Source organism: Clostridium beijerinckii (assembly GCA_003129525.1).
GTDB lineage: Bacteria > Bacillota > Clostridia > Clostridiales > Clostridiaceae > Clostridium > Clostridium beijerinckii_D.
The window spans coordinates 797,501-810,000 of record CP029329.1 but is presented as its reverse complement, the minus strand read 5'-3'; the positions used below and the strand labels follow the sequence as shown (position 1 = coordinate 810,000).

6 protein-coding genes and 2 rRNA genes (2 of these 8 running past the window's edge) are annotated in these 12,500 nt (G+C 31.6%); all 8 read left to right on the top strand.

Annotation, left to right across the window (positions count from 1 at the left end; translation table 11 throughout):
• Positions 1 to 1,477 (top strand): 23S ribosomal RNA (locus DIC82_03260); it begins 1,437 nt to the left of the window's first position.
• A 68-nt stretch (positions 1,478 to 1,545) separates the two neighbouring features.
• Positions 1,546 to 1,662, top strand: a 5S ribosomal RNA gene (gene rrf / locus DIC82_03255).
• A gap of 831 nt (positions 1,663 to 2,493) precedes the next feature.
• Entirely contained in the window at positions 2,494 to 4,458 is a 1,965-nt protein-coding gene (locus DIC82_03250) for a 1,4-alpha-glucan branching enzyme (protein AWK53023.1), read from the top strand.
• Between the two features lie 50 nt (positions 4,459 to 4,508).
• Positions 4,509 to 5,948: a glycogen synthase GlgA gene (locus DIC82_03245; GenBank protein ID AWK50152.1), complete on the top strand. Its 1,440-nt coding sequence runs from the start codon at positions 4,509 to 4,511 to the stop codon at positions 5,946 to 5,948.
• A gap of 25 nt (positions 5,949 to 5,973) precedes the next feature.
• On the top strand, positions 5,974 to 8,409 hold the full coding sequence (locus DIC82_03240) for a glycogen phosphorylase (protein AWK50151.1): 2,436 nt from the start codon (positions 5,974 to 5,976) through the stop codon (positions 8,407 to 8,409).
• A 12-nt stretch (positions 8,410 to 8,421) separates the two neighbouring features.
• Positions 8,422 to 10,248, top strand: coding sequence for an alpha-glycosidase (locus DIC82_03235; GenBank protein AWK50150.1), 1,827 nt, complete (start codon positions 8,422 to 8,424; stop codon positions 10,246 to 10,248).
• 246 nt (positions 10,249 to 10,494) lie between these two features.
• Positions 10,495 to 11,655 (top strand): glucose-1-phosphate adenylyltransferase, encoded by a 1,161-nt coding sequence (locus tag DIC82_03230; protein ID AWK50149.1) that lies wholly within the window; start codon positions 10,495 to 10,497, stop codon positions 11,653 to 11,655.
• A gap of 25 nt (positions 11,656 to 11,680) precedes the next feature.
• Positions 11,681 to 12,500, top strand: the 5' portion of a protein-coding gene (gene glgD / locus DIC82_03225) for a glucose-1-phosphate adenylyltransferase subunit GlgD (protein AWK50148.1). It continues 281 nt past the right edge of the window; 820 of the gene's 1,101 nt are visible here — the first part of the coding sequence; its start codon is at positions 11,681 to 11,683; its stop codon lies off the right edge, out of view.

Below are 12,500 nucleotides of genomic sequence, written 5' to 3'. Positions count from 1 at the left end.
ACCACTACAATCGTTATTATCGATGGTGTGACGGAGAAGGATAGGATGTGCTAGCTATTGGATGCTAGTCTAAGCGTTTAGGGAGTTAGGATAGGCAAATCCGTTCTAACAATTCTGAGGCGTGATGGGGAAGGTTCTACGGAACCGAAGTATCTGATTCCATGCTTCCAAGAAAAGCATCTAGAAAGAGAAGTAGTGCCCGTACCGCAAACCGACACAGGTAGATGAGGAGAGAATCCTAAGGCCGACGGAAGAATTGCAGTTAAGGAACTAGGCAAATTGACCCCGTAACTTCGGGAGAAGGGGTGCCTGTAGCAATGCAGGCCGCAGAGAATAGGCACAAGCAACTGTTTAACAAAAACACAGGTCTCTGCTAAAGCGTAAGCTGATGTATAGGGGCTGACGCCTGCCCGGTGCTGGAAGGTTAAGGGGAATGCTTAGCGGTAACGCGAAGGTGTGAACTTAAGCCCCAGTAAACGGCGGCCGTAACTATAACGGTCCTAAGGTAGCGAAATTCCTTGTCAGGTAAGTTCTGACCCGCACGAATGGCGTAATGACTTGTGCACTGTCTCAACTGCAAATCCGGCGAAGTTGTAGTGCGAGTGAAGATGCTCGCTACCCGCGATTGGACGGAAAGACCCCGTAGAGCTTTACTGTAGCTTAGCATTGAATTTCGGTATTGTCTGTACAGGATAGGTGGGAGACTGGGAAACCAGAGCGTCAGCTTTGGTGGAGTCGTTGTTGGGATACCACCCTGATAGTATTGAAGTTCTAACTGGATGCCATGAAACTGGTGACAGGACATTGTTAGGTGGGCAGTTTGACTGGGGCGGTCGCCTCCTAAAATGTAACGGAGGCGCCCAAAGGTTCCCTCAGAACGGTCGGAAATCGTTCGAAGAGTGCAAAGGCAGAAGGGAGCCTGACTGCGACACCTACAAGTGGAGCAGGGACGAAAGTCGGGCTTAGTGATCCGGTGGTACCTCGTGGGAGGGCCATCGCTCAACGGATAAAAGCTACCTCGGGGATAACAGGCTGATCTCCCCCAAGAGTTCACATCGACGGGGAGGTTTGGCACCTCGATGTCGGCTCGTCGCATCCTGGGGCTGAAGTAGGTCCCAAGGGTTGGGCTGTTCGCCCATTAAAGCGGCACGCGAGCTGGGTTCAGAACGTCGTGAGACAGTTCGGTCCCTATCCGTCGCGGGCGTAGGAAATTTGAGAGGAGCTGTCCTTAGTACGAGAGGACCGGGATGGACTGACCTATGGTGTACCAGTTGTTTCGCCAGAAGCATAGCTGGGTAGCTAAGTCGGGAATGGATAAACGCTGAAAGCATCTAAGTGTGAAGCCAACCTCAAGATTAGATTTCCCATAGCGTAAGCTAGTAAGACCCCTTGAAGACTACAAGGTTGATAGGTCAGAGGTGTAAGTATGGTAACATATTTAGCTGACTGATACTAATAGGTCGAGGGCTTGACCAATATATAATCAAGTTGTAAAATATACATTAATATCTATATGCAATTTTGAAAGAACAAATCTTTCAAAAATCTCGTGACGATGGCATAGAGGTAACACTCCTTCCCATTCCGAACAGGACAGTTAAGGTCTATAGCGCCGATGGTACTGCACGGGTGACTGTGTGGCAGAGTAGGACGTTGCGAGGTAAGTGTAAAAAAGATAGTTGATATGACTATCTTTTTTTTTGTTCTAAAAAATTATAATATTAAAAACTATAAATGAGAATTTAAAGAAGAGATAATTTATAATAATATCTCTTTTTTTATTTATATGTATGTAAACAATTAAACAATTACTAAGTCTTATTGTAAATTTAGAATTTATAAAAATCAATAGATTAAAACTATTTGTTTTTAATGAATAAATATGGATAATTAATTCTAAAAAAGTTAACTAAATTTATAATTTTAATAAAAAGTATAGAAAACAAGTGAAATATACGGAAAAATTTGGTAAGATAGAGATGTATAGATATTAAAAGTTAAAATATAATGATATAAATTTGATACTATGAGAGGGATAAAATATGGATGGGGGTATGAAATTTTATGCAAGATAAGCGTAAAAGCAATAAAGAAGAAATGAATGTTGAAGAAAATATAAATAAATCAATAGAACAAGATAAGAAGATAACTACTAAAAGAAGTTCTTCAACATTGGGTAAAGAAAGAAATACAAAAAACGATAGCAAGCCTAAGTCACAAAAGAAATTTACTTCAAAGGAAAAGGAAACTATAGCAAAGAATACTGAAGATAAAGTTGATGTGAAAGAAACTCTAAAGAAAACTAGTACAAGAAAAGGTACAGTCACTAAGACTACTACTAGTAAAGCAGATAAAACTACAGTAGCTACTAAAAGCAAGACAACTGCACCAACAAGAAAATCATCTTTAAAGAAACAAACTGAAGTACAAACTAAAACTGAACAAATAAAAAACACAGTTAAAAAGGTTACAGAGAAAGTAGATAAGGCTGAGATAACTAGTTTTAACACATATTTATTTCATCAAGGCAAAAATTATGAAACTTACAACATACTAGGATCACATATTAAAACTGAAAAAAGAAAGAAGGGTGTACAATTTGCAACTTGGGCACCTAATGCTAAAGATATTTATGTGGTTGGTGATTTTAATAATTTTGAAGTAAAAGATGAATATAAACTTGAAAAGATAACTGAAAATGGATTATGGAAAGGCTTTTTTCCAGAAGCTAAGGATGGAGATAAATACAAATATTTCATAATAGGAAAAGAGGGCGGAAAAGGAGAATATAAGGCTGATCCATATGCAATGCAAAATGAAGTAAGGCCACGTAATGATTCAATAGTGTACAAGCCTAAAGTTTTCAAATGGAATGATAAAAAATGGATTGGTAAAAGAAATAAAATAAATGTATTGGAAGAACCACTAAATATATATGAAATACATTTAGGTTCTTGGAAGACACATAAAGATGGTAAATTTTTAAGTTATGAAGAGCTTGCTGAAGAATTACCTAGATATCTAAAAGAAATGGGATATACACATGTCGAAATAATGCCGCTTGTAGAGCATCCATTAGATGCTTCTTGGGGGTATCAAGGAACAGGATACTATTCACCTACGAGTAGATATGGAAAAATGGAAGGACTTAAGAAATTAATAAATAAGTTGCATGAAGAAAATATAGGAGTGATAATGGATTGGGTTCCAGGACATTTCTGCAAGGATGCACATGGATTATATAAATTTGATGGAACACCAACATATGAATACCAAGAAGAGTGGAGAGCTGAAAATAAGGGTTGGGGAACTTGCAATTTTGATTTAGGTAGGAGAGAAGTAAAGAGTTATTTAATATCAAATGCACTATATTGGTATAGAGAATTTCATATTGACGGACTTAGGGTAGATGCTGTATCCAGTATTTTATATTTAGATTATAGTAAGTCACATGGAGAATGGGTTCCAAATAAATATGGTGAAAATGGAAATTTAGAAGCAATAGATTTCTTAAAAGAGTTAAATAAAGCAGTTTTTGCGGAATATCCAACAGCACTTATGATAGCAGAAGAATCAACATCATGGGCTAATGTAACAAAACCTCCCATTAATGATGGACTTGGATTCAATTTGAAATGGGATATGGGGTGGATGAATGATACATTGGAATATGTTGAAATAGATCCTAAATATAGAAAGAATAATCATAGAAATATAACATTTTCAATGATGTACAATCATGCTGAAAATTACTTATTACCTCTTTCCCATGATGAAGTTGTGCATGGCAAAAAATCGCTAATAAATAAAATGTGGGGAGATGAATGGAATAAGTTTGCAGGTTTACGGACATTTATGGGGTATATGATGGGTCATCCAGGTAAAAAACTACTATTTATGGGATGTGAATTTGCACAAACAATAGAATGGAGAGAATACAAAGAATTAGAATGGAATTTAATTGATAATTTAGAAATGCATAAAAAGACACAATTATTTTTTAAAGATTTAAATAATTTATATGTTAATAATAAAGCCTTTTGGGAACTTGATCATGACAATAAAGGCTTTAATTGGATAGAAGCAGATAATAATGAACAAAGTGTATTAATTTTTACTAGAAGGAGTAAAGATGATCAAGATACATTAGTTTTTGTAATAAATTTTACTTCTAAAGTATATTATGACTATCAAATTGGAGTGCCATTCTTAACAAGCTATAGAGAAATATTTAATACTGATCACAGTAAATATGGTGGTTCAGGACAAACAATTGATGAAACATTAGTAGCTGAAAAAGTACCATTCCAAAATCAGCCATACTCTATAAAAATAAAAGTGCCACCAATGGCTACATTAATATTAAAAGTAAATGAAATCAATATAAAAGAAGAAGTTAAATTAATTGAAGAATTATCCGTTAAAAATGATGATGAATTTAAAGAAATGGGTAAATAGAAAAAATACAAAGATAAAATCTTATTAATTATTGCTAAGGGGGAGAAAGAATGAGGGTTTTATTTGTAGCATCAGAAGCAGCTCCATTTATAAAAAGTGGAGGACTCGGAGATGTTGCGGGAGCATTGCCTAAAGAACTTGCACAAAAAGGTGAGGATGTCAGAGTTGTGATACCAAAATATAAAGAAATTAATTATGAAGTAAGAGATAAATTAAGGTTTAATAAATGGTTTACTGTGCGAGTTGGATGGAGAGAAGAATATTGTGGAGTCTTCGAATGCATATATAATGGAGTCACATATTACGTGTTAGATAATGAGAAGTATTTTAATAGAGATGGATTATATGGTTTTTATGATGATGCAGAAAGATTTGCATTTTTTGATAGAGCTGTGCTTGATATGCTAAAAGAAATAGATTGGCAACCAGATTTAATTCATTGTAATGATTGGCAAACAGGTATGATACCCGTATTGCTAAAATTGCAATATAAAAGAAATGATATGTTTTATTGGAATATGAAGTCTGTATATTCAATTCATAATATAGCATTCCAAGGAATTTTTGATCCTCAAATATTACCAGAATTATTCGGATTTGATATGGAACTTTATGATAATACATGCTTAAAGTTTGATGACGGAGTGAGCTTTATGAAAGGTGGATTATATTATTCTGATATAATCACAACCGTTAGTAATAGCTATGCAAATGAAATACAAACACCTGAATATGGTCAGAGACTAGATGGTGTATTAAGGGAGAAATCATATGCGTTAAGAGGAATAATAAATGGAATAGATTATGACGAATTCAATCCCAAAACAGATAAATTCATTAAAAATAATTATGACATAAATTCAATTGAAAATAAGAGTATAAACAAAACTGAATTGCAAAAAGAGTTAGGGTTGACCGTTGACGAAAATATTCCAATGATAGCAATGGTAACAAGATTAACACAACAAAAGGGGCTTGACTTATTAGTTAATATTTCAGATATATTATTACAGCAAAACGTGCAGTTAGTAGTTTTAGGAAATGGTGATAAACATTATGAAGATCATTTTAAATGGTTGGATTATAGATATGGAAATAAAGTATCTACAAATATTAAATTTGATCATGTTTTAGCAAATAAAATATATGCTGCATGTGATATGTTTTTGATGCCGTCTCTATTTGAACCATGTGGACTAGGACAATTAATAGCACTTAGATATGGTTCAATTCCTATAGTTAGAGAAACTGGTGGTTTAAAAGATACAGTTACAGCATATAATGAATTTACTGGAGAAGGAAATGGGTTTAGTTTTACAAATTATAATTCAGATGATTTATATAATGTAATACAATATGCTTTAGGAATATATAAAAATAAAAAAGAGTGGAGCAATCTTGTTAATCAAGCAATGAATTGTGATAATAGTTGGAATAAATCAGCTGAAATATATTTGAATATGTATAGAGAGTTGACAGGACAAGATTAGAGTAACGTTATGAGGGGGTATATGGATGAATGGAATGGATAAAAAGGCATTAAAAAAGGCTTATGTGAATAAGTTTTTAGAGATGCATGGTATTGAATTGAAAGAGGGCAATAATCAACAAAAATATGATGCTTTAGCAAGCTTAGTGAGAGACTATGTTACAAGAACATGGCTTAAAACAAATAAGAAATATAATAAAACAGGAGAAAAGCAAGTTTATTATTTCTCAATGGAGTTCTTATTAGGACGGTTACTTGGGGATGCATTATTAAATATTGGGATAAGAGATGTATGTCTAGAAGCTTTATCAGATCTGAATATAAAACTAGAAGAACTAGAAAACTTTGAACAAGATCAAGCGCTCGGAAATGGTGGTCTTGGCCGACTAGCAGCATGTTTTCTAGACTCAATGGCTTCTTTGAATATTCCGGGAAATGGTTGCGGAATTAGATATAAGCATGGTTTTTTTGAACAGAAGATTATTGATGGAAAACAAGTTGAAGTTTCTGATGATTGGTTAAAAGAAGGAAATGTATGGGAAAAAAGAAAAGCTGAAAAAGCTGAAATTGTTAAATTTGGCGGCGAAATAAAAGTAAGTGAAGTAAATGGACATTTAAATTTTACACATATAAATTTTGAACCAATTTTAGCTGTTCCGTATGATACACCTATTGTAGGATATGAAAATGAAATTGTGAATACCCTTAGATTATGGAGTGCTGAAGTAGTTTCAAATGAATTTGATTTTTCATCATTTAATAGAGGCGATTTTCTTAAAGCAATTGAGTACAAAAATTCAGTTGAATCAATTTCACAAGTTTTATATCCAGAAGATTCGTTTTATGAAGGTAAAATGCTTAGATTAAAACAACAATACTTTTTTGTTTCAGCAGGAGTTCAAAGTATTATAAGACATTTAAAAAAGCATGGTAAAGATATAGAATTGTTAGATGAAAAGGTGGCAATTCATATTAATGATACTCATCCTACACTTGCAATACCAGAGCTCATGAGAATATTAGTCGATGAAGAAGGGATAGCGTGGGACACTGCATGGAGAATAACTACTAATGCAATATCTTATACGAATCATACAATTCTAGCAGAAGCTTTAGAAAAATGGCCAGTAGATATGTTCAAAAAATTACTTCCAAGAATATATATGATTGTTGAAGAAATAAATAGAAGATATTGTGATGAACTTTGGGTTAAATACCCAGGTAATTGGGATAAGATTAATAGAATGTCTATAATAGCAGATAATAAAGTGAAAATGGCACATTTAGCAATCGTAGGTAGCCATAGTGTAAACGGAGTTGCTAAACTTCATACAGAAATACTAAAGAAAAAGGAAATGAAGGATTTTTATTATTTATACCCAAATAAATTTAACAATAAAACAAATGGAATTACTCACAGAAGATGGCTTTTAAAGAGTAATCCTGAACTTACAAAATTGATAAAAGATACAATTGGGGATAGCTTTATAAGGCATCCAATTGATTTGAAAAATTTTGAGAGGCATCTAAATGATGAAATTGTTTTAGAGCAATTGGGAAAAATAAAAAAGTTTAACAAAGAAAAGTTGGCAAATGTAATATTAAATAACGAGAATATAAATATAGACCCGAATTCTATATTTGATGTTCAAGTTAAAAGAATACATGCGTATAAGAGACAAATACTTAATTGCTTAAGAATAATGGAGTTATATAACAAATTGATTGATACTCCTAATTATGATATTGTGCCAAGAACATTCATATTTGGAGGAAAAGCTGCACCAGGATATTATTTAGCTAAAAATACTATCGAGTTAATAAATAGTGTTGCTAACAAAATAAATAATGATCCAAGAATAAATGGAAAAATAAAGGTGGTTTTCATTCAAAACTATAGAGTTTCATTAGCAGAACAAATTATTCCAGGTACAGATGTAAGTGAGCAGATTTCTACAACAACAAAAGAAGCATCAGGAACATCAAATATGAAATTTATGATGAACGGAGCTATTACAGTAGCAACGCTAGATGGAGCTAATATTGAAATAAAAGATGAAGTTACAGATGATAATATAGTAATTTTCGGATTAAATGCTGATGAAGTACTTAACTATTATCAATATGGAGGATATAAATCTATTCATATATATAATAGTGATGTAAGGGTAAAAAGAGTAATTGATGACTTGGTAAATGGAAAATATAATAGTGACAAAGAGAAGTTTAGAAGCATTTATGAGAATCTAATAACTTATAATGATGAATTTTTTGTTCTGCAAGATTTTGATTCATACTTAAAAGCTCAAGACAAAATTGATACTCTTTATAGAGATACTAATAAATGGCAAAGAATGTGTGGAATTAATATTGCGCATTCGGGGATATTCTCATCTGACAGAACAATTGAAGAATATGCAACAGGGATTTGGGGATCAGAAGTAATTTATAAGAATCTATAGGAGGTTAATTTAATGGACAGTATACAGGCAGTACATGATTCACAAAGCATAAAATTTAGGGAACCTTTTGGAGCTGTAGAAGTTGGTCAAAAGGTTAAACTGTCAATTAATATTAATAGAGAAATAATAGTAGCAATAGAATTTATACAATTTGATGGTACTAAAATAAATATGGGTATGAAAAAGGAGTATTTAAATAATGGCGAATTTAGATATTCTCTAGAAATTGATACATCTGATGCTTTGGGAATATTAGAATATTATTTTATTCTAATAGATGGATATGATAGGTTATATTATGGAAACAATGATGAACATTTAGGTGGCATTGGTCAAATATATACTTATAATCCTATGCCGTATCAAATAACTGTATATGAAAAATTTTATATACCGAATTGGTATAAAGAAGGAGTAGTATATCAAATTCTTATAGATAGATTCTATAATGGAAATGAGGATAACACTATAAATTATCCTAAACAGAACTCATTTATATATGGGAGATGGGACGATAGTCCTATGTGTATTAAAGATAATTTGGGCAATATTTCTAGATGGGATTTTTATGGTGGAAATATAAAAGGTATAATAAGGAAATTAGATTACATAAAATCCTTAGGAGTAAGTATAATACAGTTAAGCCCTGTATTTAAATCTTCTAGTTATCACAAATATGATACGGGAGATTATGAATTTACAGATGAGATGTTTGGTACAAATAATGAATTTAGAGAATTATGTGAAACAGCAGAAAGCAAAGGAATAAAAATTATTTTAGATGTAGTATTAAGTTATACGAGCTCTGATAGTAAATATTTCAATAAATTAGGTAATTATAATGAGATTGGTGCGTACCAATCACCTAATTCTAAATATCATGACTGGTATAAGTTTACTATATATCCATATCAGTATGAGTCGTGGTGGGGGATTAATGAAAGACCTAATGTTAATTCAATGGAAAAGGGATATACGGATTATATTATAAAAAATGATAATTCTATTATAAAAAAGTGGATAGATTTGGGTTGCAGCGGATGGAGATTAAATGTAATAGATGAGCTTCCGGATGAGTTTATAGAATTAATTCGAACAAGAATGCAAGAAATTAATAAAGATACTGTACTTTTAGGTGATATTTGGGATGATGCATCTAATAAAGTTAGTTATTCAAAAAGGCGAAAATATTTGCAAGGCAAAGAAGTACAAGCTGTTACAAACTATCCTTTAAGAGAATGTTTAATTAATTTTACTAAAGGATATATAACATGTGATAGATTTAAACGAAAAATCATGTCCTTATACGAGAATTATCCAAGAGAAAGCTTTTATGGAAACATAAATGTTGTAGGTACAAATGATACTGAGAGAATACTAACTGTTTTAGATGGGAATGTAGAATTGCTGAGGTTACTTGTAGTAATTCAATTTACATTGCCAGGGGTACCACTTATATATTATGGTGATGAAACAGGGTTAAAAGGTGGAAAAGAACCAGATAATAGAAAAAGTTATCCTTGGGGAAAAGAAGATAAAAACCTTATTAACTTTTATCATAAAATAGCAAGTATAAGGAATAGTGAAAATAGTTTAAAAAAAGGGGATTTAAATATTCATGAAACAGACCCAGAAGTATTCATTTTTGAAAGAAATTATGAAAATGAAAAAGTAATAGTTTTAGTTAATGTTTCAAATGAACAAAAATTAATTAAAGATATTAATTTAAGTGGATCGTATATAAATTTATTTAATGTTAGTGAAAAATATAAATTTATAGGGGATAAGATTATAATAAGTATTTTTCCACATGATTTTAAAATATTACGAAAGTTTTAATTAATTATAATATAATTAATTAGCTTATGGTGACGAATATTATTAGAATACATTTTTGTGGTATTTATTTACAATAAAGTGTATAATATACTGTGTAAAAATAATACAATAGGATATTTTTAGATGCAATAACAATATTTAGAAATTGGTTATAAAGTAATATGCTTAACATAAAATAATATGTTAAGCATAAAATATTAAAACTTTATCTAATGAGAGCAATAACATATGAGAGGAGATAATATTATGGGTAAAAATGAAATGGTAGCAATGATATTAGCTGGTGGACAAGGGTCAAGATTAGGGGTATTAACAAAAAAATTAGCAAAGCCAGCAGTACCATTTGGAGGGAAATATAGAATTATAGATTTTCCATTAAGCAATTGCTCAAATTCAGGGATATATACAGTAGGGGTATTAACTCAATATAAACCGTTAGAACTAAATGCACACATTGGTATAGGTGAAGCATGGGATTTGGATAGAACTCAGGGTGGAGTAAGTATATTACCTCCATATCAAGAAGAAAAGGGTGGAGAATGGTATAAGGGAACGGCAAATGCAATTTATCAAAATATAGAATTTGTTGATAGATATGATCCAGAATATATTTTAATCTTGTCTGGAGATCATATTTATAAAATGGATTATACAAAAATGCTGGATTTCCATAAAGAAAAGCAAGCAGAAGCAACTATAGCAGTAATTGAAGTTTCAATGGATGAAGCATCTAGATTTGGAATAATGAACACTAGAGAAGATTTATCGGTATATGAATTCGAAGAAAAACCTAAAAATCCTAAAAATAATTTAGCATCTATGGGAATATACATTTTTAATTGGAAAACTCTTAAGAAATATTTAAGAGAAGATGAAGGTGACAAAACTTCAAAGAATGATTTTGGAATGAACATAATTCCAAGCATGCTTGGAGATGGAAATAAAATGGTTGCATATCCATTTAAAGGATATTGGAAAGATGTTGGTACTATAGATAGCTTATGGGAAGCAAATATGGATTTAATCAGGGAAGATAATGAACTCGATTTACATGAAGAGGACTGGAAGATATATTCAGTTAATCCAATAAGACCAGCACAATATATAGGTGAAAATGCAAAGGTATCAAATTCGCTTGTTGTTGAAGGGTGCATTGTTAATGGACAAATTGAAAATTGCATATTATTCCAAGGTGTTCAAATAGGTAAAAATTCAATTATTCGTGATTCAATAATTATGACAGATGCCAAAATAGGAGATAACGTAGTTATTGAAAAAGCAATTGTTGGAAGTGGTGCTATTGTTAGAAAGGATTGCAAAATTTCCTTAGGTGATGAAATAGCGATTATTGGAGCAAAAGAAGAAGTGAAAGTTGGTACAGTCATTGAAAATAACAAGGCTGTTTAGAAGAATCGCTAAGGGGGAGAAAGAAATGAAAAATTGTATTGGTATAATTAATTTAGATGAAAATGAAAATAGAATGGGAGAACTAGTTGTAAATAGATCGCTTGCTTCAGTTCCAATTGCAGCTAGATATAGAGTTATAGATTTCGTATTATCTAATATGACTAACTCAGGAATTGACTGTATAGGTATTTTCACAAAAAACAAGTCAAGATCATTAATAGACCATTTAACGAATGGTAGACCATGGGATCTAAATAGAAAAAAAGATGGATTAAAAGTCTTTAATTTTGGAAATGATGAGCCTGTTTATGACGATGTTCATAATTTTGCTGAAAACATACAATTTTTAACACATAGTACAAGAGAATATGTATTATTAGCACCAAGCTATATGATTTGCAATATAGATTATAATGATGTGGTAGAATACCATAAGAGTACAGGAAAAGATATTACAATGGTATACAAAAAAGTAAATAATGCAGATGAAGCATTCGGTGATTGTGGAGTATTAAATTTTGATGACTCAGAAAGTGTTATAAGCGTAGGAGAGAATATAGGAAAAAATTCAAAAGCTAATATTAATATGGAAATGTATATATTGAAGGCGGACTTATTTATAAATATTGTAAACGAATGTGTAAGTAGGGGAATGTATAGAAAAGTTAAAGAGTATATTCATAATAATCTAAATAATTTAACTGTTGGAGCTTATGAATTTAAGGGACATTTGGATTGCATAAATTCAATTAAAGCGTTATATGATAGTAATATAGAATTTCTAAATAGAAAGATAAGCAAAGAAATTTTTAATGAAGAGAGACCTATTTATACTAAGACTAAGG

Excerpts from the sequence above, each read along its gene's own strand:
- DIC82_03240 (AWK50151.1), top strand. The coding sequence starts at position 5,974 with ATGAATGGAATGGATAAAAAGGCATTAAAAAAGGCTTATGTGAATAAG.
- DIC82_03230 (AWK50149.1), top strand. The coding sequence starts at position 10,495 with ATGGGTAAAAATGAAATGGTAGCAATGATATTAGCTGGTGGACAAGGG.
- DIC82_03235 (AWK50150.1), top strand. The coding sequence starts at position 8,422 with ATGGACAGTATACAGGCAGTACATGATTCACAAAGCATAAAATTTAGG.
- DIC82_03245 (AWK50152.1), top strand. The coding sequence starts at position 4,509 with ATGAGGGTTTTATTTGTAGCATCAGAAGCAGCTCCATTTATAAAAAGT.